Genomic DNA, 22169 nt, shown 5'->3' on the forward strand with positions numbered 1-22169 from the left:
TTGTGAGTGCTTGGAAGGTGTTCTGCGGTGCCCGTGCGCGGTCAGCCACCGGCGGCCACCGAAGGCAGCAGGGGATGCGCGGTCAGCCGGACCTGGGCCATGGCCTTGTCCAGCACCACTTCACAGTCGTCGGGGTCGCTGCCCGCGCAGATCACGTACGCGTGCCGCGAGATGAACTCCGCCGGCGGCAGCCGCATCCGCGCCCCCGGTTCGACGAGCACGTCCGCGGTGAGGATCCCGTTGTCCCGCATGGAACCCGGCACGGACACGGACTCGACGACACAGTCCTGTTTCGGGTAGCCGAACCGCACCCCGACCCACCGGGGCTCGGCCTCGTGCGGGATGTGGGGACGCATGCCGAGCGCGATGTCGACCGCGGCCGCGCCCGGGTCGATCCCGGTCGCGAACCGCGCGAGCAACGGGATCAGGTCCCCGCCGAGCCTGCCGTTGATCTCCACGATCACCGGACCGCGCTCGGTGAGCTTGAGCTCGGTGTGGGTGATGCCGTACCGGAAGTCGATCGCGCTGTGCGCGCGGGCCAGCGTCGACCGGAGCGCCGGGTCGGCGAGCAGCTCGTCCGCGGAGCTGACCAGATGGCCGAGCTCCTCGAAGTACGGGTGCATGCCGACCGTTTTGTGCGCCACGAACATCGGCGTGTACTCACCGTCCACGACGGCACCGTCCACGCTGATCTCGGGACCGGTCAGGTACTCCTCGACCAGTGCCCCGCCCTGGTAGGCGGGAGAGCCGCCGAAGCTGGCGTCCTCCGCGGTCCGGAACGCCTTCCGCACCGCCTCCGCGTCTTCCGCGAAGCTGACGCCGATGCTGGCCCCGCCCCCGCGCGGCTTGACCACGACCGGGTAGCCGATCCGATCGGCCACGCGGACCGCCTGCTCTTCGTCGTGCACGAACCCGAAGTCCGGCTGCGCCACCCCGGCCGCGGTGAGCGTGCGCCGGTTGAGCCACTTGTCCCGGCAACCCTCGATCGCGGAGATCCCCGCTCCCGGCAGGCCGAGTTCGTCCGCGACGTGCGCCGCGGTGACGATCAGCGCCTCGTCCCACGACACCACGCCCAGTACCGGCGTCTTCGCGTTCACCGCGCGGGCCGCGGCCAGCACGGCGTCGCGGTCTTGCAGGTCCAGCACCGTGCCGCCGGTGATGTAGCGCTCCTGCCAGGTCGGTTCGGTCCCGTTGAAAAGCCACAAGGGATGCCGGTGCCCGGCCGACGCCAACAGGTACTCCCGGTACGGCCGCATCCCGCAGCCGATCACCAGGACAACACCCTCCGCTGAGCTCATTCCCTCTCCCCACCAGCCCGTCGCTTCGTCGCGGGCTACTACATCCCGGGGATTGGTTGACCGGAACCCTTGATTCGGGCAGAACAATCAACGAGATGCGCGGCGGGGCCGAGGGTGGTATGAGATCGCCCCGTCGTCACGACCACACAGGAGGCGAGATGTTCGAACCACAGACCGCGAGCGGGAAAGTGCTCTGGCACTTCACGATGTCGCTGGACGGCTTCGTCGCCGGACCGGGACACAGCATGGACTGGATGACCGGCACGACGTTCCGGCCGGGCCTGATCGAGGAATACACCTCGACCACCGGCGCCGTCCTCGGTGGACGCGACGGCTGGGACGCCTATCCCGATCCGAGCGGGATCTACGGCGGCGCCTGGCAGGGTCGACTGTTCGTCCTCACCCATCATCCCGAGGACGCGACGCCCACCGAAGGGGTCACGTTCCTGAACTGCGGCCCGGCCGAAGCGGTCCGGATCGGACTGGAGGCCGCGGACGGGAAGAACCTGGAGGTCTTCTCACCGGACATCGGCCGCCAACTGCTCGAACTGGGGTTGATCGACGAGATCGACCTGCACATCGCGCCGGTCCTGCTCGGCGACGGCGTCCGGCTGTACACCAACCCGGGCGGACCGCCGATCCGGCTGCGCGGGGTCGGTACGGAGGATCCTCTCGGCTCCGTCGACGTCAGGTTCCGGCCGGCTTAGCGGTTTTCGCAGTTAGGGCCCGATGCCGGAACCGGCAGTCCGCTCGCGGCAACAACGGCTCGATCCGTGCCCGCAGTCCTCCACGGACGCCCTCTTACAGAAGGTCAACTAGACACGGCATCAAACCGCACTAGAGATCGTTCTGTTAGGCCCTCTTAGCCGACTAATTGCGAGGCTTGTCGATTCACTCTTCAGTGGGAACTGCGCAGTTTTGCGGTCACTTAAAATTACGAACATACGTTCGATAATTTGGGGTATTATAAAGGGGTGTCCGAGACCTTCCTTCCCGAACTCCCGCAGGAGTTGTGGCGTGCCGGCAAGCTGGAGCTTGCGCATGGCGCGCAGCAGTTCCTGCAGCTGATGCGGGTCGCCTCCGCCGCTCTGGGGCAGTTTCTGGCGGAGATCGAGTCTCGGGGTTCGAAAGACTTGTATGGCTATGGGTCGACGGCGGCGTGGTTCGCTGATGTAGCTGGACTGTCGCGGGGTGAGGCGCAGTCGGTGGTGAAGCGGGCGATCGCCTTGAACCCCACCCGCAATCTGGACGGCACCGAAGTTCCGGCCTTCGCACCCACCACTGGCGTGGCAGCCGCCGAGGGCATGATCGGGGACGAGCGGATCGATCAGATCCTGGAGATCTTGGGGAAGATCCCAGCGGACACGTCGGTGGAGGACCGGGAAAGTGCGGAGAAGATCCTCGGGAACCTGGGCCGTGGCGCTGGTCCCCGGCAGGTGACGAAGGCCGCCGAGGACATCCTCGGCTGGCTGGATCCCGACGGGAACGAACCCAAAGAACCCGAACCGAAGCAGCCGCGCCGGGAAGTGACCTTGGAACGCCGTCGGGATGGGTTCTGGAAACTGACCGGCCTGCTGGATGACGAGCTGGGGGCTCGCACCGCCGCCGCACTGGAGGCGTACGCGAAGCCGCGTCCAGTGGACGAATTCGGGCAAGCTGATCTGCGCATGAAATGCGAACGCCAAGGTGACGCCTGGGCCGAACTCCTTGACTTGGCGATCGCGTGCCCCGACCAGCCCGGCACCAGCGGGTACCGGACGTTGGTGCACGTGACCATCGGCCTGGAAGAGCTGAAGACCGGGATCGGGAAAGCCTGCCTCGACTTCGTCGGGACCATGACCGCCCGCGACGCCCGCATGGCCGCCTGCGACTGCCTGATGCTGCCCGCGGTGCTGAACGCTGCCGGGGAACCCCTCGATGTAGGACGGCTGAGACGGTTCGTGACGCCAGGTCAGAGACGGGCGCTCAATATCCGGGATCGGGGCTGTGCGTTCCCGGGGTGTCAGCGGAAACCGAAGAACTGTCACGCTCACCATATTCATCACTGGGCAGATGGCGGCCCGACTGATCTCCGGAATCTGGTGCTGCTGTGCGGCTTCCATCACCGGCTGATCCACCACGGTGACTGGCAAGTCCGAATGGCGGCTGACGGACTGCCGGAGTTCATTCCGCCCCAGTATCTGGATCCGCTACGAAGATCCCGGCGCAACACCCTCCACCGCGCCTGAAACTCCCCGCATGACCCGAGGAGCCCGCCAGCCACACCGGCGACGGGCCTCTCGGCATGCCCACGGAACAAGCGCCGGGAGCCGACGCTGTAGGAATCGGAGCGCGGGCGACTCCTGCCGCCGATACCCCCGCCGAGCGGGGAAGAATCCGGACGTTCAGCGGCCGAAATCCTCCCCCGTCACACACCCTGACCGAGACGGAACCCAAGCCCAGCAGCTACGCAAATACCCCGCATGCCCCGAGAAGCCCACCCCGGCGACCGACCCTCGCCATGCCGCAGACCGCCGCAGCAGCAGGCACCGACGCCCAGAAGGCGCGAGCTCCGACCGGACTCCACCCCAGGTTCGCCGACCTGATCGAGAAGAACGGGCGCACGTCGCCCTCGGCCTTCAGCGAGCGGCTAGTTCCGGTTGCCGTAGGACTGCTCGCAGGGATACCCGTCGCGGTCGGCGTCCCAGCTCAGCGGGCGCCCAGCGTTCACCCAGGAGTTGTACGCGTACACGTACGAGAACCCGTCGGCGAACAGGCGCTGGCACGAGGTGAGCGAAGGTGCCCGCGTGACCGTCACCGGTGGCTCCACCACGACCACCGAAGTGGTCGGCGGCGCGACGACCGCGGTGGTCGTCGAGGGCGGCACGATCTCCCGGACGACGGTGACCGGTGTCCCGGTGGTCGTCGTCCCGCAGCCGCCAAGTATCGCGACGGCAGCCGCCGAAACCAGCAATGCCGCGACCATCCTGTTCATAGCCTCGCCTCCCGGTGGAACCGCCGAATCCTCACGAGAGGAGAACGGCGGTTCCACCGGTGGCATCACAGGTTTCGCGCGATCGGAGCCGCAAGTCCCCGGAAGTCGGGAGCTTCGACCCGGATCGGACAGGGCCGGAGTGCCCTAGGACTGCGTGACGTTCACCATCCAGTAAATGCCGAACCTGTCGATACAGGCCCCGAATTCGTCACCCCACATCTGCTTTTCGAACGGGACCGAAACGGTGCCCTCCGCGGAGAGTTTCTCCCAGTATCCGCGCAATTCCTCGCCGTCATCACCGCTGAGGCTGACCGAGACATTCGCACCGGGACGGTGTTCCATTCCCGGCGGCGTGTCCGACGCCATGATCGTGTAGCCGCTCGGCGAATCGAGCTGGCCGTGCATGATCTGGTCCTCCACCGGCGAACCGGCCATACCGGACTCGCCGAACGTGTTCAGCGTCAGTTCTCCGCCGAACACCGACTTGTAGAACTCCATGGCCTGCCGGGCGTCACCGGCGAAGCTGATATAAGGATTGAGACGGCTAGCCACTGGAACGCTCCTTCGGTTCGGGACACGAGCATCCTGGCAGACACCACCGAGCGCGACAACGGCTGAACTACGGCCGGGTGAATTCCTTCGCGTATCGGAAATTCAACCCCGTTCACCAACGCGGTGAGCAATTTCCCCAATACCGTCCGGCGACCGAAGTGGCCCTGTCGCGAAAGCCGCTTAAGTGCCGAGCCGCACGGAACCCCGGCGCAGGAGCCTCCCGGCCGCCGACAGTCCCCTGTCGACCGAGCCAGCCGACAAGCCGGTCGACCGAGCCAGCCGGCGAAGCCGGTCGACCGAGCCAGCCGGCGAAGCCGGTCGACCGAGCCAGCCGGCGAAGCCGGTCGACCGAACCGGTCGACCCGGCCAGCCGAACCGATCCCCGATAGCTACCGATTGACTTTCGATAGATAACGCGCGAGACTCGATCCATGTTCACCGCACAGCGGGCAGTCGCGCCGCTCAGGATGTTCCTCGTGGTGCTGTTCGGGATCCTCGTCCTGTTCCAGACCATGTCGCTGCCCGGGCAGTTCGCGCACCTGGCGCGGCAGGATCCGGAAATGGCCTACCTTCGCTGGCCCGCCACGGCGGTCTCCGTCTTCTGGGTGCTGTGCGTCCAGGTGGTGATCGTCGCCACCTGGCAGCTGCTCACCCTGGTCAAACGCGACCGGATCTTCACCGAGGCGTCTTTGAAATGGGTGGACGCCATCGTGTGGGCGATCCTCGCCGGCTGGCTGGTGCTGGTGGGCGTGTTCCTCTACGTCGGATTCAACGCCGACGATCCGGGCCTGCCATTGCTGTTGTTCTTGGCGTTGATCGGCGTCGCCGTACTGTTCTTCCTCATGATCGTGATGCGCACGCTGCTGCGTCAGGCCACTTCGCTGCGTTCCGACCTGGAACAGGTGATCTGATGCCGATCGTCGTCCGCATCGACGTCGAACTGGCCAAACGCAAGATGAGCGTCGGCGAGTTCGCCGAACTCGTCGGGCTCACCCCGGCGAACGTGGCGGTGCTGAAGAACGGCCGGGCCAAGGCCGTCCGGTTCAGCACCCTGGAAGCGATGTGCCGGGTCCTCGGCTGCCAGCCCGGCGACCTGCTCGAATGGGTCGACGAGGAGACGGCCTAGGTCAAGGCCGCGAACTTCAGGGGAAATTGTCCAGCGTCGCGGGCGACGGCCGCAGGACGACCCGGAGCGCGACACGGACGGTGTCCTGAACGGAAGCGATGGCAGGTTCGGTCGTGATCGCCAGGTGACCGGGCTACCCGGCTCGGCGGCCACGTAACCGGTTTGCCCCGGGACCGGACCGGGAAATCGGCCCCCATGGCGACCAAGGCACCTGGAGCGGCCCCTCCCCGGACCGTCGACCTGGGCAAGCTTCGTTCGGCGGCGTCCGGCTGCCGCGGCTGCGACCTCCATCGCGACGCGACCCAGACCGTCTTCGGCGAAGGCCCTCATGAAGCAGAGGTCATGGTGGTCGGCGAACAACCCGGCGACCAGGAGGACCTGGCGGGCGCCCCGTTCGTCGGCCCCGCCGGAAGGCTGCTCGACCGGGCGCTCGACGAGGCGGGTTTCGACCGCCGGAAGATCTACGTCACCAACGCGGTCAAGCATTTCAAGTTCCGGCGCGACGAACGCGGTAAGCGGCGCATCCACCAGACGCCGTCGAAGACCGAGATCGTCGCGTGCCGCCCCTGGTTGCACGCGGAACTGGCGACCGTCCAGCCGGATCTGCTGATCTTCCTCGGCGCCACGGCGGCCAAATCACTGCTGGGTGACGACTTCCGCGTCACCCGGAGCCGCGGTGAGCGGATCGACCTTGCCGAATTCGGCACCGTCGCGATCGCCACGGTGCACCCGTCGGCGGTGTTGCGCGCACCGGACCGCGACGAGGCCTACCGGGCCTTCGTCGCGGATCTCGTGACGGCGCGCGGCCGCTGAGTCAGGCCACCTCGGAGCTGCGGCCGCCGTCGTGCAGGCCGAGCATGTCCAGCAGTGCCGCGCAGTCTTCGGCGCTCGTCGCCCGTGAAGCCACGGCGAGAGCCGCCTTGCGGCGAATGGCTTCCTGCTCCGGCGTGTCCTGACCGTCCGCCATCAGGTCGGGCACCGGGTGCAAGCCGAGTTCGTTCCTCATCATTCCCCCTTGGGTGAAGGACAACGTGTCGTTCTGATACCCGCGTTCGCGGGTTTGAACACAGGTGTCCCCGTTCGGGTGTGCGGAGACACAACAGCCTTACTCCGTCCGTGTGATTCAGCCCCGCAACGCCGGGAGCAGCGAGTCCTCGGCGAGCCGGAGGAAGGCTTCCTGCTGGTCGCCGCCGATCTGGATCAGGGCGAGGTCGGTGAACCCGGCCGCCTCGAATTCGCCGACCTGCTTCACGATCCGGTCGACGTCCGGTCCGCACGGGATGGCCGCCGCGACGTCCTCGGGTTTGACGAACTGGGTGGCCCCGGCGAACCCCGCGGGCCCCGGCAGTTCGGCGTTGACCTTCCAGCCGCCACCGAACCAGCGGAACTGCTCGTGCGCCCGCCGGATCGCGGCGTCGCGATCCTCGCCCCAGGACACCGGCAGCTGGGCGATCTTCCTCGACGGCGCGCCGCCGAGCTTGCTCGCGTCCCATTCCTGGCTCAGTGACGCGTTCGGCTCCACCGCGATCATCGCGTCGGCGATCGGCGCGAACCGGGTCACCGACTGCGAGCCGGACACCGCGACGGCGATCGGGACGCGCTGCTCGGGAAGGTCCCAGAGCTTCGCCGAATCCACCCTGAAGTGGTCACCCGCGTAGTTGAAATACCCGCCGTCGAACAGTCCGCCGATGATCTGGACCGCTTCGGCGAGCATCTCGTGGCGGACGTTCGCCGGCGGCCAGCCGCGTCCGACGACGTGCTCGTTCAGGTTCTCCCCCGCGCCGAGCCCGAGGGTGAACCGGCCGTCCGACAGCGCCTGGACGGTCGCCGCCTTCTGCGCCACCACCGCCGGGTGGTACCGCATGGTCGGACAGGTCACGAAGGTCATCAGCTCGACCCGCTCGGTGCTCTGGGTCACGGCTCCCAGCACGCTCCACGCGTACGGCGAATGGCCCTGCTCGTTCAGCCAAGGCGAGTAGTGGTCGCTCATCACCTCGAAGTCGAATCCCGCCTTCTCGGCCCCGGCGGCGTATCCCACCAGGTCCTTCGGCGCGGCCTGTTCGGTCATGAGCGTGTAGCCGATGCGCATCGAACCCTCCTTCGCGTCTTGACCTCCGCGTACCCGCCCCTTCCCGGGATCAACCGGACGTTTATCCGGCGAATCGAACGGGGTACCCGACCCGGGGAAGAGAGGAGCCGCGTGATGCCCCAGCAGAGTTGGAGCGACAAACGAGAACGGCAGTACGAACACATCAAGGATTCGGCGAAGGACCGGGGGGCGAGCACCGACCGGGCCGAGGAGATCGCCGCGCGCACGGTCAACAAGAACCGCGCGCAAGCGGGCGAGTCCCGCGAAGCGAGCCGGACGTCCGTACAGGACATGTCGCCGCAGAGGCGAGGCGGCAAGCGGTCCGGCAACCGCCAGGGCCCGAACGGCCCGACCAAGGACCAGCTCTACAACGAAGCGAAGAAACGCGGCGTCGAGGGCAGGTCGAAGATGTCCAAAAAGGAGCTTCAGCGAGCCCTCGGCCGTTGATCACGCGTCGCGCGGCGGATCACCGCCGCGGATACCTCATGGCCACGGACGGATAGGGTTTGTCATGGATGCACAAGGACGCGGCGGTCTGACCCCGCAAACCCGGCCTCAGTCGGACGATCTGTTGGACCGGGTCGAGCTTCGCCTGCCCGCCGAGGCGGAACAGATCCCTCTCGTCCGCACGCTCACCCACGGTGTGGTGGCGCGCGCGGACTTCGGTTTGGACGCCATTTCAGACGCGAAGATGGCCGTCGACGAGGCCTGTTCCCAGCTTGTCCAGCCCGCTGAACTCGGAGCGGTGCTTTGCTGTGTCTTTCACGAGGTGCCGGAGGGAATCGCCGTCTCGATCTCCACGAGGACGGCCACCCCCTTCCTGCCGAGCGAGACGACGTTCGGCTGGCACGTCCTGACGACCTTGACCGGCTCGGTGGCGGCACGGTGCGAGCCGACCCCCGGCGAACTGGGGGGTACGACGACGATCGACCTCGTACTGGCCCCGGGAACGAGCGACGGGTGACCGGCGAACGCAAAACACTCACCCGGCAGGCGGACGACTACGCCCACTGCGAACCACTCTTCGCGGAGATGGCCTCACTGCCGGAGGACTCCCAGCGCCGCCAGGAAGTGCGGGCCACGCTGGTGACCGAACTGCTGCCGCTCGCCGAGCACATCGCCACCAGGTTCTCGGGCCGGGGCGAGCCCCGCGAAGATCTGGTGCAGGTGGCGCGGATCGGCCTCATCAACGCGGTCGACCGCTTCGACCCCGGCCGCGGGCACGATTTCCTCTCCTTCGCCGTCCCCACGGTCATGGGTGAGGTCCGGCGGCATTTCCGGGACACCGGCTGGTCGGTCCGGGTACCGAGGCGGCTCAAGGAGATGCACGTCTCGCTCAGCCAGGGCACGGCCGCGTTGTCCCAGCGGCTGGGCCGCGCGCCGACCCCGACCGAACTCGCGGAGTACCTCGGGCTCGGGGTCGACGAAGTGCGCGAAGGATTGCTCGCCGGCCAGGCGTACCAGACGTTGTCGGTCGACAAACCGGTGCACGACGACGCCACCGAAGCCCTCTCCCTCGCCGACACGATCGGCGAGGAAGACCACGAGATGGCCTTGGTGGAGAACCACGAGGCGCTGCAACCGCTGCTGCGGGAACTCCCGAAGCGGGAGCGCGCGATCCTCGTGATGCGGTTCTTCGGCGGGTACACGCAGACGCAGATCGCGGAGCGGGTCGGCATCTCGCAGATGCACGTTTCGCGGCTTCTCTCCCAGACATTGGAGCAGCTGAGGGGAAAGCTCTCCGAGTAGTAGCCCGACGCGCGTGAAGGCCCCTTTCCCTCAGCTGATGGGAAAGGGGCCTTCACGTATCAACCGGCCGGAAACTCTTGCCGGCACTCGACTTCCTACGGCGTCGTGTACGGCGCCTGCTGCTCGATCGACGGGCTCGCGGTCGGATAGCGGCCTTCCTGGCCGGGCACCGGTGTCACCGTGGTGCCCTGCTGTTCGGGCTCGACACGCTGCCTGGGGCGATTGATGACCGCTTCGGCCTCCTGCTCGCCGCGGATCCGCGCGAGCACGCTGAGCGTGATCGCGTGCGCGATGGCCAGGACCAGCAACAGCACACCCAGCCTGCCCACCACACCGGGAAGGTCGCTGCCCCCGATGTCGATCGTCGACAGCAACGCCAGAACGCCCAGTGTGGCGAGGTGGAACAGCACCGTGACGAGCCACGTCATGGACGCACCGGCGGCGGGATCACCATAGGAACCCCGCAGGTAGCGCTTACCACTCTGGTAGATGATCAGACCGTCGAGCATGACCAGGGCCACCCCGATGACGAGGAAGGCCACGTACGCGTTGGTAGTCATGCCGGAACGCTCCCTTCGTTGTGGACCTCACCCCAAGAGATACCCGGGACCTTCCCCTGGAAAACGCGGTTTTCCAGGGGAAGGTCCCGGGCGGCGGGTCAGCTGCCGGGGCGGTCCACGTCGCCGCGCCACGCGCCGGACTCACGACCGCGGCTCTCGATGAACTCCTTGAACCGCTTCATGTCGCCCTTGATCCGGCGGTCGAGCACACCGAGCTTGTCGGCGACGTTCTCGGCGAAGCCCTCCGGATCGATGTCCATTTGCGCCGTGACACGGGTCGTGTTGTCGTCCAGGCGATGGAAGGTGATGACGCCCGCGTGGTCGGGACCGGAATCCGACGTCCACGCGACACGCTCGTCGGGATGCTGTTCGGTGATGGTCGCGTCGAATTCCCGGCTCACACCACCGAATTTGGTCACCCAGTGGGTGTGGGTCGCGTCGATCTGACGGATCTCCTCGACGCCTTCCATGAAATTCGGGAAGGTCTCGAACTGGGTCCACTGGTTGTACGCGGTCTTCACCGGGACTTCGACGTCCACCATTTCGGTGATCGTGCTCATGCATCCTCCTTCTCGGTTGGGTGCTTTTCGAGCCGGCAATCCCCGGCTACCCGACGTCCGGAAGGGCGAAACACACCGTGATTGATCGCGCGCGCCTCCGGGTACACGGCGGGCAGAACGCTCCGAGGAGGTGCTCCATGATCGAAGAAGCCCACCGGAAGCCGTCCGAGGAAAGGTCGGTCGGCGAACTGGTCTCCGACCTGGGCGACGAGGTCAAACGCCTGGTCCGGGACGAGATGCGGCTGGCCGTGTTCGAACTGCAGGCCAAAGGGAAGCGGATGGGTCTCGGCGCCGGTTTGTTCGGCGCGGCCGGGATCTTCGCGCTCTTCGGCCTGGCGACCTTGATCGCCGCCGTGGTGCTGGCGCTCGCCCTGGTCATGCCCGCGTGGCTGGCGGCCGTGGTGACCGGCGCGGCGCTCCTGCTGATCGGCGGCCTTTCGGCCATCGTCGGCAAGAAGGAGGTTTCGAGCGCGACACCGCCGGTGCCCGAGGAGGCCATCGATGGCGTCCGTGAGGATGTCGAGACCGTCAAACAAGGAGTGCGCTCATGACCGATTTCCCCAAGAACGCCGAGGAAGCCCGCACCGATCGTGACGTGACCCGCGAGGAACTCACCGAGACGCTCGACGCGCTGGGCAAGAAGATGGACGTCAAGTCGAGGGTCAACGACAACCTCGACACCAAAGTGGACGAAGTCAGCGCCAAGATCTCCGACAAGGTTTCCGAACCCGCGGCGCAGAAGTTCCGCCAGGGCACCGAAGTCGTCCGTGCGAACCCTCTCCCGATCTTCGCCGGTGCGCTCGCACTGGTGGTGACGATCCGCCTGATCCTGCGAAAGAGGTCCACGTCGTGAACAAGGTTCTCTACAAACCACTGAACATGGTCGTGAGTGCCGCGGGCGGCGTGCTCGCCGGGATCGCGTTCAAGCAGATCTGGAAACGCGTGAGCGGTGAGGAAGACGCGCCGAACGCCACCGACCGGGATTTCACCTGGACCCAGGTGATCGTCGCGGCGGCCGCGCAGGGCGCGATCTTCGGCGCGGTGAAAGCGGCCACCGAGCGGGCGGGGGCGGTCGGCTACCGCAAGGCGACCGGCGACTGGCCCACGAAGGATTGACGATGCGCGTAGTGATCATCGGGGGCGGATTCGCGGGCTACAACGCCGCCAAGACCCTGCTCAAGTCGGTCGGCGAAGACACCGAGATCGTCGTGCTGAACCCGACCGACTACTTCCTCTATCTCCCTCTGCTGCCCGAAGTCGCCGCCGGGATCCTCGAACCGCGGCGGATCTCGGTGTCCATCCCGGGCACTTTGCGCGGGGTGCGCCTGGCGCTCGGCACCGCGACTTCGGTCGACTTCGACGGGCGCCGCGTGAGCTACACCGACCCCGAGGACCGCGAGCACTCGATCGGTTACGACCGTCTCGTGCTCGCCGCCGGCAGCGTCAACAAGCTGCTGCCGATCCCCGGCGTACCCGAGTACGCCCACGGTTTCCGGGGGCTGCCCGAGGCACTCTACCTGCGGGATCACGTCACCCGGCAGATAGAACTCGCCGCCTCCGCGAAGGATCCCGCGGAACGCGACGCGCGCTGCACGTTCGTCGTGGTCGGCGCCGGGTACACCGGCACCGAGGTGGCCGCGCAGGGGCCGGCGTTCACCGCCGCGCTCGCTGCCCGGCATCCCGAGCTGAACGGCCAGAAGATCCGCTGGCTGCTGCTGGACGTCGCCGACCGTGTCCTGCCGGAACTCGACGAGCGGCTCGGCACCACCGCGGACGAGGTCCTGCGGGCCCGCGGTGTCGAGGTGCTGATGAAGACGTCGATCGACAACGCCGGTGAAAAGGGGGTCACGCTGACCTCCGGCGAATCCGTGCCGACGCACACACTGGTGTGGTGCGTCGGGGTCCGGCCCGATCCCTTGGTCGAGGCGCTGGGGCTGAAGACGGCCAAGGGCAGGCTCGTCGTCACGACGCAGCTGAACGTTCCGGGCAGGCGTGACGTCTACGCGTGCGGCGACGCGGCCGCCGTCCCGGATCTGACCAGGCCCGGCGAATACACGCCGATGACCGCCCAGCACGCCGAACGGCAGGGCAAGCTCGCCGGCCGGAACGTGGCCGCGTCCCTCGGGCACGGCTCGCACGGCACCTACCGGCATCACGATCTCGGTTTCGTCGTCGACCTCGGCGCCCATCAGGCCGCGGCGAATCCCTTGCACATCCCCCTTTCCGGACTCGCCGCCAAGGCGGTCACGCGCGGCTACCACCTGCTGGCCATGCCGGGAAACCGGCTGCGCACCGCCACCGATTGGGCGCTGGAGGCGGTGACGAAACGCCAGACCGTCCAATTGGGACTTGTCCGGTCGGCGTCGGTGCCACTCGACACCGATTCCCCGGAACTGCCGCGCACCTACCGCTGAGGAGGCCCGTGAGAGATGTCATGAAAGGGTCTTTCAGGACGAAAAACGTCTTGAAAGACCCTTTCATGACATCCAGGAGGATCGGCGCGGCCGAGGTTCAGGCGCTCGCGCCGCCGTCCAGGACGATGTCGTGCCCGACGACGTACGCGGATTCGTCGGAGGCCAGCCACAGCACCGCCGCCGCGATCTCCTCGGTCGCGCCGATCCGGCCGAGCGGGATGGTCGCGCCGAGCCGTTCGGCCCGGTCGGCCTCGGTCTCGCCGGGCCGGAACGACATGTCGGTGGCGGTGGCGCCGGGGCTGACGGCGTTGATCCGGATCCCCTCGGCGATGTGGTCGCGGGCGGCGGTCCGGGTCAGCACGTCCACGGCGGCCTTCGAAGCGGCGTACGCAGCCATTCCCGGGAGGCGCACGTGCGAGCCGATGTTGGAAGACATGTTGACGATGACTCCCCCGCCGCCCGCCCGCATCTGCGCGATCTCGTGCTTCATGGACAGCCAGACGCCGGTGATGTTCGTCCGCACGACGGCGGTGAAGCCGTCTTCGTCGAGATCCGCCGTCGGGGCGGGACTGCCGAGGATCCCGGCGTTGTTGAACGCGATGTCGAGTTTGCCGTGCCGCCGCACGGTTTCGGTGACGAGGTGCTCGACTTCGGAGCCTTCACTCACGTCCGCGGTCACCGCGTCGGCCGCGCCGCCGTCGGCCTCGATCTCCTTCACCGTCTGACGCAGTTTCTCGCCGTCCCGGCCGGAAACGACTACCTGAGCGCCTTCGCGTGCGAAGGCCGCCGCCGTGGCACGGCCGATCCCGGAACCTCCGCCGGTGACCAGGACGACCTTGCCGTTGAATCGCTTCCCCACAGTTTCCAACTTTCTGGTCCGATCGTTCTATTATCAGTGTTTGCGAGCGGCGTCGACGACCGCGATGGCCTGCTTCGCCGTCGCTTTGGCCCGCGCCGCGGGATCCGGCCCCTTGCTCAGCACGCGCATTCCCTGGAGGACGGTGAGCAGGAAGCGGGCCAGCGCCTCCGGATCGACGGCGTCGTCGAGTTCGCCTTGCGCCTTCGCCCGGCTCAACGCCATCCGCAAGGCCATCTCGAGCGCGTCCCAGTTGCGCTCGACCAGGCGGGCGACGTCGGGATCCTTCGACATCATCTCCATGGCCGCGTTGACCACGAAGCAGCCTTTTCTTCCCGATTCGTCGAGGATTTCGGCGAGATAGCGGTCGATGAGCCGCCGCACCCCGGCGAGTGCCGGCCCGGGTTCGGCAAAGTCCTCGATGAACCGCTTGTCACCCCGGGCGATGTAGCGGTTCAAGACGGTCAGGTAGAGCTCGCGCTTGGTGCCGAACGTCGCGTAGAGACTCGCCTTGCCGATGCCGAGTTCGGCGACGAGGTCGCTGACCGAAGTGGCCTCGTACCCCTTCCGCCAGAACAGCTCCAGCGCGGCTTCGCAGGCCACGTCGACGTCGAATTCCTTCACCCTGGACACGGGAGAAGCTTAACCGCATCTGGACCGATCGGTCAAATAAGCGGCCATCCGCAGCCGATTCGGGCTTTGACTCTCGCGACTTGCCCTACCGAAAAGGGACTTTCGCGTGTCTGGGCGGACGGCACGTGTGACCCGACGGACGGCACGTGTGATCAGACGGACGACACACGTGATCGGGTGGACGCCACGCGCACGCGGCCCGTGCGGCTCCGCGAGAAGCCGGTGTTGGGAAAAACCAATAGGACAGGGAGTATTTTTGGGTATAGTAGGTGGGAGACAAATAGGTGAGCCCCAGTTGTTTATAAGAGACAGCCGTGCGGCTCCGCGACAAGCCGGTGTTGCGAAAGCCACTTTCGCAAGGTTGATTGTTGCGAAAGTGGCTTTCGCAACGCTTTCGGTCAGGCCATGCCCCCGTGAGCAAGGGCGGTCACCCGGACGAGCGTGAACCTGAAGTCCGGCACGACGACTTGTCTTCTGTCCGCCGGCGGGACAGGCGTTCAGGGAGCGGAGTCGTAGGCCGACCGGGCCTCGTCCACCTTCGGCAGGTTCTCCGCGGACCAGTCCGCGAGGGTCGCGAACAGCGGCGCCAAGCTCCGGCCCAGCTCACTGATCTCGTACTCGACCCGCGGCGGCACCTCGGCGTGATAGGTCCGCGTGAGGAGACCGTCGCGTTCCAGTTGCCGCAGCCGCTGGGTGAGCACCTTCGGCGTGATCGAGCCGATGCGCCGCTCGAGTTCGACGAACCGCTGCCTGCCGAATTCGTTGAGCGTCCACAGGATCGGCGTGGTCCAGCGGCTGAAGACGAGGTCGACCACCGGGGCGATCGGACAGGCCTGCTCGGGAGTCGTCGAGGCGTCGGCGCGCATGAAGCCAAGGTACGCGGGTTGCCGAGTTGTCATGATCCAGACACCCAATCACCCCATCAATGCGCGTAACGTTCTGTCATGGACTTGACCACCGAAAGGCTCGTCGTCCGTGACTGGTCCGAGGACGACGCCGAAGCCGCACTGGCGATCTACGGAACCACCGACGTGACCCGCTGGCTCACCCCGGCGATGGACCGGGTGACCGACGCCGCGGCCATGCGTTCGGTACTGCAGGCCTGGCAACAGGCTCAGCCCAATCTCGTGCCGCCGCGCGGAAGATGGGCGATCCAGCGCAAGGAGGACGGCGCGGTCGTCGGCGGGCTGGGCATCCACCTGCTGCCACCGTACGAAGAGGACCTGGAGATCAGCTGGCAGCTGCATCCGGACGCCTGGGGCGAGGGGTACGCCTCCGAAGCCGCCCGCGCCCTGCTCGGCTGGGCGTTCACCCAGGACACGGACGAACTCTTCGCCGTCGCGCGGCCCGCCAACGAGCGCGCGATCGCGACCGCGAAACGGCTCGGGATGGTCTGGGTCGGGGAAACCGAGAAGTATTACGGACTCCGCCTTCAGGTGTACCGGGTCCGCCACACGGACATCGTCTAACCGCGGCGATCCACTCGGGACACCTCGCTCGTCACCGAGACGGCGTGCCCCGCGCCGCGCCCGTCCGCCGTGGCGACGATCCGGCCCCGCTCGATCCGCGTCGCCGCCTCGGTCTCGTCACTGACCGCGAGCACCCCAGCGGCGGCCGCCAGCGTCCCGGTCACGTCACACACCACCCGCACACCCGGCCAGGACGACCTGGGGAACGCCTGCCGCAGGCCACCACAGACCTCCGCGACGACCAGCCGGGTCAGGGGGGCCAGCTCGTCGGGCTCGCTGGTCACCACGACGACGGTGACCTCGCCACCGGACGCCCGGACGGCCTCCTCCGCGGCGCCCAGCCGATGAGTGCCCAGGACGACGACCACGCCGTCGGCGGGCACGAACGGTTCGGCGCGCACCAGATCCACGGCCTCCGGTGGTGACCACGGCCGATCGGCGGCCTGCGCGGCGGGCGCGATCACCGGCGGTGCCCACCAGTCGTTCAGTTCCAGCCCCGCCAGCCGCTCGCAGGCGCTCACGACGTCGAAAGGTTCGACGAGCCCCGGCGCCGCGGCCGCCAGCTGGCCGGCGCCGTGCAACGTGGTCAGCACGCTCTCCGCGAGCCGGACCCGGCGCGGGATCGGCGCCCCGGCCGGACGCTCCGGCGGGTCGAGCCGCTCCAGCGCGAGCCCGAGCAGCAGCCCGTTGAGCTTCATCAGCTGCGCGAACGGGCGCCGGATCCGCTCGTCCGCGAGCACCTCCGGCATCAGGTCGCGCGTCAGACCCGCCTGCTCGTCGTCCAAGGGGAGCGCCGCGACCTTCACCCTGGCCAACGCGCCCAACGCGTCCTGGAGCGTCTTGCCCGGTTCGGCGTGCGGCGCGACGACGGAGCGTTCCGCGAGTTCGGCCAGGACGGCGAGATACAGCGCGCGTTTCCCGGGGAAGTTCGAGTAGACCGCGCCGCGCGTGAGCTCCGCCCGCTCGGCGATGACGTCGATCTTGGCGTCCCGGAAGCCCTGCTCCGCGAACTCGTCGCGCGCGGCGGCCAGCACCTTCGCACGGTTGCGCTCCTGCGTCTCCGCCCTGCTCAGCCGGACCATCGGCCTCCCGTCACCCCGCACGATTGCCCTCGGACCCGGTTCAAGATACCTTGGCCATTCAGATGATGAGAACATCTGCTTTGAACATTCGAACTGGGAGAGCTGCTTTGTCCGACGTTCCCGAGATCCAGCTGACCGACCCCGAGGTCCTGCGCGATCCGTTCACCGCCTACAGCCCGGCCCGCGAGCGCTCCCCGATCGCCAAGCTCGTCGCGCCAGGGTTCTCGGCGTGGGCGGTCTTGCGCCACGAGGAGGCACGGAAGATGCTGAGCGACCCGCGCTTCGCCCTGAGCCCGGGCAGCTACCCGCCGATGGACATTCCCGAGCACTGCCGGCCGTACATGCGGTCCATGCAGACGGTCGAGGGCCCGGAACACCTCAGGCTCCGCCGCCTCGTCTCCCCCGCGTTCACCCCGCGCAAGGCCGTCGCGCTCCGCCCGGGGATCGAGCGGCTCGTGGACGATCTTCTCGACGGCTTCACCGGACAGGACGAGATCGACCTGGTCACGGCCTTCGCGCGCCCGTTGCCGATGGACGTGATCTGCGCGCTGGTCGGCATCCCCGAAGCCGACCGTCCACGCTGGCGCGAGTACGGCGCCATGGTCGCGGCCGGCGACGGGGCGGGACTCGCGACGGCGGTCCCGGGAATCGTCGAAGACTCGCTCACCGCCATCGCGAACCGGAAGGTCGACGCGGGTGACGACGTCGTCTCCCAGCTACTCCTGATCCAGGCCGAAGACGGCGACAGGCTCAGCGAAACCGAACTGGTCTCCCTGGTCTGGCAGCTCGTCCTCGGCGGCCAGGTGCCCGGCCTTCTCATCGCCAACGCCGTCGAAGCCCTGCTCTCCCACCCCGCGCAGCTGGCCGAGCTCCGCGAAGACCCGGCCCTCATGCCGGGCGCGGTCGAGGAACTGATGCGCTGGTGCAGCCCGCAGCTGCTGACCGTCCCCCGGCTCACCACGACCGACGTCCGGATCGGCGATGTCACGATCCCGGAAGGAGAACCGGTTACCGTCGCGATCGCCGCGGCGAACCGGGACCCGAGGGCGTTCGGGGATCCGGACGTCTTCGACATCCGGCGCGCGGCGGGCCCCGCCTGGCACCTGGCGTTCGCCCACGGACCGCATTTCTGCCTCGGCGCCTCGCTGGCCAGGGTGCAGACAGAAGTCGCGCTCACCGCCCTGCTGCACCGGTTCCCCGATCTCGCACTCGCCGACGACCCGGTGCGGATCCCGGACCCGGGCACCTGGCGACTGAACGCGCTGCCGGTCAAGCTGCGTGCCACGGTTGCGAACTGAAACACGTTCTAATAACGTGACCGCCTGTGAGACACGGGATCGTACTGTTCACCAGTGACCGGGGCATCACTCCGGCGGCCGCCGCACGGGCGGCGGAAGCCGCGGGCTTCGACGCCTTCCACGTACCCGAACACACGCACATCCCGGTCAAACGGGAGGCTCCGCATCCGCGCACCGGCGACTCGTCGCTGCCCGACGATCGCTACCTGCGCACGCTGGACCCGTGGGTCGCGCTGGCCACTGCGGCCTCGGTGACCACCCGGATCAGGCTCGCGACGGCGGTGGCCCTCCCGGTCGAGAGCGACCCGATCACGCTGGCGAAGACGATCGCCAGCCTCGATCACCTCTCGGCCGGGCGGGTCACCCTCGGCGTCGGCTTCGGCTGGAACGTCGACGAACTGGCCGATCACGGCGTCCCGGGGAACAAACGGCGGACGGTCCTGCGCGAGTACCTCGAAGCGATGCGCGCGCTCTGGACGGACGACGAAGCCTCCTACGCCGGCGAGTTCGTCTCGTTCGGCGCGAGCTGGGCGTGGCCGAAACCGGCTCAGGCCCACATCCCGGTGATCGTCGGCGCGGGCGGGACGGAGAAGACGTTCCGCTGGATCGCGAAGTCCGCCGACGGCTGGCTCACCACCCCGGGCGACACGGACATCGAGGACAAGGCCCGGCGGCTGCGCGAGATCTGGCACGAAGAAGGCCGCGCCGGCGAGCCGGAGATCTCGGCGCTCGGCGTCCGCCCGGATCCGGAGAACCTGGCCAGGCTGGAAGCCGCCGGGGTCACCGAAACGATCTTCGGTCTCCCCGACCGCTCCCCCGACGAGGTCGAGGCCTGGCTTCAGCGCCTCGCCGGGAAGCTCGGCCTCACCGCTGGGAGTCGATGAGCCAGCGGCCGTCCTGCTGCACCATGACGAAGGTCGCCTTCTCCGTCGTGGTCCCGCCCGCGGCCCTGGTGTAGGTGAGCGTCGCCGACACCGTGTTCCCGGATTCGGCGATGTTCGACACCGCCACCCCGCGGTACTCCTTCCAGAAGTTCGAGTAGCGCTCGAAGCTCTGGTTCTTGGTGCGTTTGAAGTTGTCGGTCAGCGTCGCGAACCCGGCCTGGAGATTCCCCGGGATGAGTGCGTAGTACGCCGAAAGCGCCTGGCTGGGCGTCTCCGCCGGAGGCGGCGGGGCTGACGACGACGTGGCCGGAGGCGGCGAAGAAGACGGAGGCGCCGGGGAGGACGACGGCGGCGGCGGTTCGGCGGAGGTCGTCGGCGACGGGGCGACGCTCTGCGACTGCGACGCAGGCGGCGTGCCGGCCGGAGTGTCGTCATCGCGGTTGAGCACCACGACCACGGCCGCGGCGGCCGCCGCCGCGAGCACGAGGAACACGACGAGGACGCCGACCAGCATCCCCTTGCGCGCCTTCGGCGGCGGCTCCTCGGCGACGAGCGTCGTCGGCTCCCCCGCCGCCAGCGCCCGCAGCTCACGTTCGGTCTCGGTCATCGTCGGCCTGCTGTCCGGCCGGACGTCGAGAAGGCGGTTCAGCAGCGGGGTCAGGATCCCCGACTTGACCGGCGGGGTGATCTCCCCGCTCGACGCGCGGTACAGCAGCGCGATCGGGTTCTCCGCCGTGCCGTACGGCGTACCGCCTTCGAGCGCGGTGTACAGCGTCGCGCCCAGCGAGAACACGTCGGACGCGGAAGTGGCGTCCTCGCCGCGGGCGACCTCGGGCGCCAGGAACGCCGGGGTCCCGGAGATCTCGCCGGTCGCGGTGAGCTGGACGTCGCCCATCGCCCGCGAGATCCCGAAGTCGGTGATCTTGACCGTGTCGTCGTCGCCGAGGAGGACGTTCCCGGGCTTGATGTCGCGGTGGACGATGCCCGCCCGGTGCGCGGCGGCCAGCGCCGAGCACAACTGGATGGCGAGCCGGATGACGTCGTCGACCTCCATCGGCCCGTCGCGCAGCTTGTCCGCGAGGCTGGTCGAGGGCAGGTACTCCATGATGATCCACGGGCGGTCCTGCTCGTCGATCACGCCGAAGACGGTGATGGCGTGCGGATGCACCAGCCGCGCGGCGATCCTGGCCTCGCGCAGCGCGCGATTCTTGGCCTCGTCGGCCTTCTGCTCCCCTTGCCCGTGCGGCAGCAGGAGTTCCTTGACCGCGACCGTGCGCTCCAGGTTGTCGTCGCGCGCCCGCCACACGGTGCCCATGGAGCCACCGCCGACGGGCTCGATGAGATCGAACCGGTCGGCGAGGCGGCGGATCTCCTCCATTATCGACGTCCCCCTGGAGCTGTGGTGTTCGCGCGAACCTTGCCAGCATGCCAGGAACGCACCCGGACACCGGACCCGGCACGGTTGTTTCCGACGCGGTGTCGGTCACGTCGGCCGCTGGGCCGTTCAGCGGAACCCCGCCCCATCGGCTGCCCGAAAGTTCGTATCCCGGACACCCGGGGGCGCACTTTACTTCTCCGGTGTGGCCTGACTTCGGGGAAAGGGCGGCGATGCGGGAAACCATCGGCGGACGCGGCGTGCTCGAAGGCGCGTTCAGGTTGCTGGAAGCACTCGACGAGCACGGCGGGCAGGCCGGGCTGACCCAGCTCGTGCGGGCCACGGGGCTGCCCAAGACCACCGTGCACCGGCTCCTCGAGCAGCTGGCCGACCTCGGCGCGGTCGAGCGGGCGGGCCGCGGCTACCGAATCGGCTCGCGGGTGTTCCGGCTCGGGCGGTTCTGGCAGCCCGAACTACGGGACCTGGCCAAGGAATGGCTGCCGGTGCTTTCGGCGCGGATGCGCGCGAGCCTGGTGCTCGTGGTGCCGAGGGAGGGGCGTGCCCTGGTCGCGGCCGGGGCGGTGCTGTCCGCCGACGACGTCCCCGTGTGGCCGGGGACCCCGCTGCCGCCCGGGACCGCCGCCGGGCGGCTGCTCGCCGCCCATCACCCCTCACTGGTGGAACCGGACACCGACGCGCTGGAGATCCGCGCGGCCGGCTACGCGGCCGAATCGGAGACCATCACGGCGGGACTCGGCTGCGCCGCCGTCGGCATCAGGACACCGGACGGCCGGGTCGGCGCGGCCCTCGCCGCCGTCCTGCCTGTCCGGCGTGACCCGGTCTCGGTGGTCGCCGGATTGACCGGCACCGCGCGTTCCTTCGGTGCCGCGCTCGCCGAGCACTCGCCACCGAAACGGGCCGGATGATCGACGAAGCCCGACCAAACCCCGAACAACCCGAAAACCGGCAAGCCGTCGAAATCGGACGGAATTTTTCCGACGGGAATCCCGGAAATCGTCTCACCCAGCGTCCGCGCCCGAAAGCTCCGCGTGCCGAAACCACCTTGGATCGCTTTCATCAGGCCGTTTCCGTGACCGGCCGCCTACCGGGCAGTCGCTCGAACGGGAATTCAATCACCGTTTTCCCGTCCCGTTCGGCGTTTTCCAGACGACAGTGGCGCACGTACGGTGCAGGAATTCTTTCGACCAAGGAGGGAATTCCTTGATAAGACATTCCTCGAAATGGCGGAG

At 68.1% G+C, this 22169-nt stretch carries 29 protein-coding genes; 17 read left to right on the forward strand and 12 right to left on the reverse strand.

Annotation, left to right across the window (positions count from 1 at the left end; translation table 11 throughout):
- Positions 1-41: 41 nt before the first annotated feature.
- Positions 42-1298 (reverse strand): ATP-grasp domain-containing protein, encoded by a 1257-nt coding sequence (locus ACFWMR_RS19600; RefSeq protein WP_378276347.1) that lies wholly within the window; start codon positions 1296-1298, stop codon positions 42-44.
- A gap of 158 nt (positions 1299-1456) precedes the next feature.
- Between ACFWMR_RS19600 and ACFWMR_RS19605 the strand changes: the two genes are divergently transcribed.
- Both ACFWMR_RS19605 and ACFWMR_RS19610 read left to right on the forward strand, forming a co-directional pair.
- On the forward strand, positions 1457-2005 hold the full coding sequence (locus ACFWMR_RS19605) for a dihydrofolate reductase family protein (protein ID WP_093937085.1): 549 nt from the start codon (positions 1457-1459) through the stop codon (positions 2003-2005).
- A gap of 267 nt (positions 2006-2272) precedes the next feature.
- On the forward strand, positions 2273-3526 hold the full coding sequence (locus ACFWMR_RS19610; protein WP_378379377.1) for a DUF222 domain-containing protein: 1254 nt from the start codon (positions 2273-2275) through the stop codon (positions 3524-3526).
- A gap of 401 nt (positions 3527-3927) precedes the next feature.
- Here ACFWMR_RS19610 and ACFWMR_RS19615 read toward each other — a convergent pair whose 3' ends face one another.
- The gene (locus ACFWMR_RS19615; RefSeq protein ID WP_378379378.1) at positions 3928-4272 is read right to left on the reverse strand and encodes a hypothetical protein; all 345 of its coding nucleotides are present in this window, start codon (positions 4270-4272) and stop codon (positions 3928-3930) included.
- Positions 4273-4416: 144 nt separating this feature from the next.
- Positions 4417-4824 carry a VOC family protein gene (locus ACFWMR_RS19620; RefSeq protein WP_378379379.1) on the reverse strand — a complete coding sequence of 136 codons (408 nt, stop codon included), beginning with the start codon at positions 4822-4824 and terminating at the stop codon, positions 4417-4419.
- Positions 4825-5255: 431 nt separating this feature from the next.
- On the opposite strand from ACFWMR_RS19620, the gene ACFWMR_RS19625 reads away from it, so the two are divergent.
- From ACFWMR_RS19625 to ACFWMR_RS19635, 3 genes are all read left to right on the forward strand, one after another.
- The gene (locus ACFWMR_RS19625; protein WP_378278473.1) at positions 5256-5735 is read left to right on the forward strand and encodes a DUF2975 domain-containing protein; all 480 of its coding nucleotides are present in this window, start codon (positions 5256-5258) and stop codon (positions 5733-5735) included.
- Positions 5735-5950: a helix-turn-helix domain-containing protein gene (locus tag ACFWMR_RS19630; protein ID WP_093937082.1), complete on the forward strand. Its 216-nt coding sequence runs from the start codon at positions 5735-5737 to the stop codon at positions 5948-5950. Before ACFWMR_RS19625 ends, ACFWMR_RS19630 begins: the two co-directional genes overlap by 1 nt.
- Before the next feature lie 195 nt (positions 5951-6145).
- Positions 6146-6763 carry a UdgX family uracil-DNA binding protein gene (locus ACFWMR_RS19635; RefSeq protein WP_378379380.1) on the forward strand — a complete coding sequence of 206 codons (618 nt, stop codon included), beginning with the start codon at positions 6146-6148 and terminating at the stop codon, positions 6761-6763.
- 1 nt (position 6764) lies between these two features.
- On the opposite strand, the gene ACFWMR_RS19640 is transcribed toward ACFWMR_RS19635, so the two are convergent.
- The gene (locus tag ACFWMR_RS19640) at positions 6765-6956 is read right to left on the reverse strand and encodes a hypothetical protein (RefSeq protein ID WP_093937156.1); all 192 of its coding nucleotides are present in this window, start codon (positions 6954-6956) and stop codon (positions 6765-6767) included.
- 117 nt (positions 6957-7073) lie between these two features.
- Positions 7074-8039: a TIGR03557 family F420-dependent LLM class oxidoreductase gene (locus ACFWMR_RS19645; RefSeq protein ID WP_378379381.1), complete on the reverse strand. Its 966-nt coding sequence runs from the start codon at positions 8037-8039 to the stop codon at positions 7074-7076.
- 114 nt (positions 8040-8153) lie between these two features.
- On the opposite strand from ACFWMR_RS19645, the gene ACFWMR_RS19650 reads away from it, so the two are divergent.
- The 3 genes from ACFWMR_RS19650 to ACFWMR_RS19660 all read left to right on the forward strand — a co-directional run bounded on the left by ACFWMR_RS19650 (position 8154) and on the right by ACFWMR_RS19660 (position 9788).
- The gene (locus tag ACFWMR_RS19650; RefSeq protein ID WP_378379382.1) at positions 8154-8486 is read left to right on the forward strand and encodes a plasmid stabilization protein; all 333 of its coding nucleotides are present in this window, start codon (positions 8154-8156) and stop codon (positions 8484-8486) included.
- Between the two features lie 64 nt (positions 8487-8550).
- Complete coding sequence (locus tag ACFWMR_RS19655) at positions 8551-9003, forward strand: anti-sigma factor (RefSeq protein WP_378379384.1); 453 nt, start codon at positions 8551-8553, stop codon at positions 9001-9003.
- Complete coding sequence (locus ACFWMR_RS19660) at positions 9000-9788, forward strand: SigB/SigF/SigG family RNA polymerase sigma factor (protein ID WP_093937077.1); 789 nt, start codon at positions 9000-9002, stop codon at positions 9786-9788. The genes ACFWMR_RS19655 and ACFWMR_RS19660 overlap by 4 nt, the downstream gene beginning before the upstream one ends.
- 95 nt (positions 9789-9883) lie before the next feature.
- On the opposite strand, the gene ACFWMR_RS19665 is transcribed toward ACFWMR_RS19660, so the two are convergent.
- Positions 9884-10348, reverse strand: a complete 465-nt coding sequence (locus tag ACFWMR_RS19665) for a hypothetical protein (RefSeq protein ID WP_093937076.1) — start codon at positions 10346-10348, stop codon at positions 9884-9886.
- 98 nt (positions 10349-10446) lie between these two features.
- A complete protein-coding gene (locus ACFWMR_RS19670; RefSeq protein ID WP_093937075.1) occupies positions 10447-10908 on the reverse strand; it encodes an SRPBCC family protein in 462 nt (153 codons plus the stop codon).
- Between the two features lie 137 nt (positions 10909-11045).
- Here ACFWMR_RS19670 and ACFWMR_RS19675 point away from each other — a divergent pair, with 137 nt between their 5' ends.
- Genes ACFWMR_RS19675 through ACFWMR_RS19690 form a run of 4 tightly spaced genes read left to right on the forward strand, consistent with a single transcriptional unit; the run spans position 11046 to position 13322 of the window.
- Positions 11046-11459: a phage holin family protein gene (locus tag ACFWMR_RS19675; RefSeq protein WP_093937074.1), complete on the forward strand. Its 414-nt coding sequence runs from the start codon at positions 11046-11048 to the stop codon at positions 11457-11459.
- Positions 11456-11761, forward strand: coding sequence for a DUF3618 domain-containing protein (locus ACFWMR_RS19680; RefSeq protein WP_093937073.1), 306 nt, complete (start codon positions 11456-11458; stop codon positions 11759-11761). The genes ACFWMR_RS19675 and ACFWMR_RS19680 overlap by 4 nt, the downstream gene beginning before the upstream one ends.
- Positions 11758-12024 carry a DUF4235 domain-containing protein gene (locus tag ACFWMR_RS19685; RefSeq protein WP_093937072.1) on the forward strand — a complete coding sequence of 89 codons (267 nt, stop codon included), beginning with the start codon at positions 11758-11760 and terminating at the stop codon, positions 12022-12024. The genes ACFWMR_RS19680 and ACFWMR_RS19685 overlap by 4 nt, the downstream gene beginning before the upstream one ends.
- A gap of 2 nt (positions 12025-12026) precedes the next feature.
- Positions 12027-13322 (forward strand): NAD(P)/FAD-dependent oxidoreductase, encoded by a 1296-nt coding sequence (locus ACFWMR_RS19690; protein ID WP_378379385.1) that lies wholly within the window; start codon positions 12027-12029, stop codon positions 13320-13322.
- Positions 13323-13419: 97 nt separating this feature from the next.
- On the opposite strand, the gene ACFWMR_RS19695 is transcribed toward ACFWMR_RS19690, so the two are convergent.
- The 3 genes from ACFWMR_RS19695 to ACFWMR_RS19705 form a co-directional block, all read right to left on the reverse strand.
- The gene (locus tag ACFWMR_RS19695) at positions 13420-14181 is read right to left on the reverse strand and encodes a glucose 1-dehydrogenase (RefSeq protein ID WP_378379386.1); all 762 of its coding nucleotides are present in this window, start codon (positions 14179-14181) and stop codon (positions 13420-13422) included.
- A 33-nt stretch (positions 14182-14214) separates the two neighbouring features.
- On the reverse strand, positions 14215-14811 hold the full coding sequence (locus tag ACFWMR_RS19700) for a TetR/AcrR family transcriptional regulator (protein WP_378379387.1): 597 nt from the start codon (positions 14809-14811) through the stop codon (positions 14215-14217).
- Between the two features lie 497 nt (positions 14812-15308).
- Positions 15309-15677 (reverse strand): winged helix-turn-helix transcriptional regulator, encoded by a 369-nt coding sequence (locus ACFWMR_RS19705; protein WP_093937067.1) that lies wholly within the window; start codon positions 15675-15677, stop codon positions 15309-15311.
- 78 nt (positions 15678-15755) lie between these two features.
- On the opposite strand from ACFWMR_RS19705, the gene ACFWMR_RS19710 reads away from it, so the two are divergent.
- On the forward strand, positions 15756-16280 hold the full coding sequence (locus ACFWMR_RS19710; protein WP_378379388.1) for a GNAT family N-acetyltransferase: 525 nt from the start codon (positions 15756-15758) through the stop codon (positions 16278-16280).
- Here the strand turns inward: ACFWMR_RS19710 and ACFWMR_RS19715 are convergent.
- Positions 16277-17362 carry a TetR/AcrR family transcriptional regulator gene (locus ACFWMR_RS19715; protein WP_378379389.1) on the reverse strand — a complete coding sequence of 362 codons (1086 nt, stop codon included), beginning with the start codon at positions 17360-17362 and terminating at the stop codon, positions 16277-16279. The two genes, ACFWMR_RS19710 and ACFWMR_RS19715, sit on opposite strands and share 4 nt — an antisense overlap.
- A 107-nt stretch (positions 17363-17469) precedes the next feature.
- On the opposite strand from ACFWMR_RS19715, the gene ACFWMR_RS19720 reads away from it, so the two are divergent.
- Together ACFWMR_RS19720 and ACFWMR_RS19725 are read left to right on the forward strand one after the other, a co-directional pair.
- Positions 17470-18660 carry a cytochrome P450 family protein gene (locus ACFWMR_RS19720; protein WP_378379390.1) on the forward strand — a complete coding sequence of 397 codons (1191 nt, stop codon included), beginning with the start codon at positions 17470-17472 and terminating at the stop codon, positions 18658-18660.
- Between the two features lie 26 nt (positions 18661-18686).
- On the forward strand, positions 18687-19544 hold the full coding sequence (locus ACFWMR_RS19725; protein ID WP_378379391.1) for an LLM class F420-dependent oxidoreductase: 858 nt from the start codon (positions 18687-18689) through the stop codon (positions 19542-19544).
- Here ACFWMR_RS19725 and ACFWMR_RS19730 read toward each other — a convergent pair.
- Complete coding sequence (locus ACFWMR_RS19730) at positions 19525-20922, reverse strand: serine/threonine-protein kinase (RefSeq protein ID WP_378379392.1); 1398 nt, start codon at positions 20920-20922, stop codon at positions 19525-19527. The two genes, ACFWMR_RS19725 and ACFWMR_RS19730, sit on opposite strands and share 20 nt — an antisense overlap.
- A 230-nt stretch (positions 20923-21152) precedes the next feature.
- Between ACFWMR_RS19730 and ACFWMR_RS19735 the strand changes: the two genes are divergently transcribed.
- Positions 21153-21845 carry an IclR family transcriptional regulator gene (locus ACFWMR_RS19735; protein ID WP_378379393.1) on the forward strand — a complete coding sequence of 231 codons (693 nt, stop codon included), beginning with the start codon at positions 21153-21155 and terminating at the stop codon, positions 21843-21845.
- Positions 21842-22144, forward strand: coding sequence for a hypothetical protein (locus ACFWMR_RS19740; protein WP_378379394.1), 303 nt, complete (start codon positions 21842-21844; stop codon positions 22142-22144). Before ACFWMR_RS19735 ends, ACFWMR_RS19740 begins: the two co-directional genes overlap by 4 nt.
- Positions 22145-22169 lie beyond the last annotated feature (25 nt).

The sequence above is a fragment of the Amycolatopsis thailandensis genome, assembly GCF_042723255.1.
Taxonomy (GTDB): domain Bacteria; phylum Actinomycetota; class Actinomycetes; order Mycobacteriales; family Pseudonocardiaceae; genus Amycolatopsis; species Amycolatopsis thailandensis.

Excerpts from the sequence above, each read along its gene's own strand:
- ACFWMR_RS19600 (WP_378276347.1), bottom strand. The coding sequence starts at position 1,298 with ATGAGCTCAGCGGAGGGTGTTGTCCTGGTGATCGGCTGCGGGATGCGG.
- ACFWMR_RS19605 (WP_093937085.1), top strand. The coding sequence starts at position 1,457 with ATGTTCGAACCACAGACCGCGAGCGGGAAAGTGCTCTGGCACTTCACG.
- ACFWMR_RS19615 (WP_378379378.1), bottom strand. The coding sequence starts at position 4,272 with ATGAACAGGATGGTCGCGGCATTGCTGGTTTCGGCGGCTGCCGTCGCG.
- ACFWMR_RS19625 (WP_378278473.1), top strand. The coding sequence starts at position 5,256 with ATGTTCACCGCACAGCGGGCAGTCGCGCCGCTCAGGATGTTCCTCGTG.
- ACFWMR_RS19630 (WP_093937082.1), top strand. The coding sequence starts at position 5,735 with ATGCCGATCGTCGTCCGCATCGACGTCGAACTGGCCAAACGCAAGATG.
- ACFWMR_RS19635 (WP_378379380.1), top strand. The coding sequence starts at position 6,146 with ATGGCGACCAAGGCACCTGGAGCGGCCCCTCCCCGGACCGTCGACCTG.
- ACFWMR_RS19640 (WP_093937156.1), bottom strand. The coding sequence starts at position 6,956 with ATGAGGAACGAACTCGGCTTGCACCCGGTGCCCGACCTGATGGCGGAC.
- ACFWMR_RS19645 (WP_378379381.1), bottom strand. The coding sequence starts at position 8,039 with ATGCGCATCGGCTACACGCTCATGACCGAACAGGCCGCGCCGAAGGAC.
- ACFWMR_RS19650 (WP_378379382.1), top strand. The coding sequence starts at position 8,154 with ATGCCCCAGCAGAGTTGGAGCGACAAACGAGAACGGCAGTACGAACAC.
- ACFWMR_RS19655 (WP_378379384.1), top strand. The coding sequence starts at position 8,551 with ATGGATGCACAAGGACGCGGCGGTCTGACCCCGCAAACCCGGCCTCAG.
- ACFWMR_RS19665 (WP_093937076.1), bottom strand. The coding sequence starts at position 10,348 with ATGACTACCAACGCGTACGTGGCCTTCCTCGTCATCGGGGTGGCCCTG.
- ACFWMR_RS19670 (WP_093937075.1), bottom strand. The coding sequence starts at position 10,908 with ATGAGCACGATCACCGAAATGGTGGACGTCGAAGTCCCGGTGAAGACC.
- ACFWMR_RS19675 (WP_093937074.1), top strand. The coding sequence starts at position 11,046 with ATGATCGAAGAAGCCCACCGGAAGCCGTCCGAGGAAAGGTCGGTCGGC.
- ACFWMR_RS19680 (WP_093937073.1), top strand. The coding sequence starts at position 11,456 with ATGACCGATTTCCCCAAGAACGCCGAGGAAGCCCGCACCGATCGTGAC.
- ACFWMR_RS19690 (WP_378379385.1), top strand. The coding sequence starts at position 12,027 with ATGCGCGTAGTGATCATCGGGGGCGGATTCGCGGGCTACAACGCCGCC.
- ACFWMR_RS19705 (WP_093937067.1), bottom strand. The coding sequence starts at position 15,677 with ATGCGCGCCGACGCCTCGACGACTCCCGAGCAGGCCTGTCCGATCGCC.
- ACFWMR_RS19710 (WP_378379388.1), top strand. The coding sequence starts at position 15,756 with ATGGACTTGACCACCGAAAGGCTCGTCGTCCGTGACTGGTCCGAGGAC.
- ACFWMR_RS19715 (WP_378379389.1), bottom strand. The coding sequence starts at position 17,362 with ATGGTCCGGCTGAGCAGGGCGGAGACGCAGGAGCGCAACCGTGCGAAG.
- ACFWMR_RS19730 (WP_378379392.1), bottom strand. The coding sequence starts at position 20,922 with ATGGAGGAGATCCGCCGCCTCGCCGACCGGTTCGATCTCATCGAGCCC.
- ACFWMR_RS19735 (WP_378379393.1), top strand. The coding sequence starts at position 21,153 with ATGCGGGAAACCATCGGCGGACGCGGCGTGCTCGAAGGCGCGTTCAGG.
- ACFWMR_RS19740 (WP_378379394.1), top strand. The coding sequence starts at position 21,842 with ATGATCGACGAAGCCCGACCAAACCCCGAACAACCCGAAAACCGGCAA.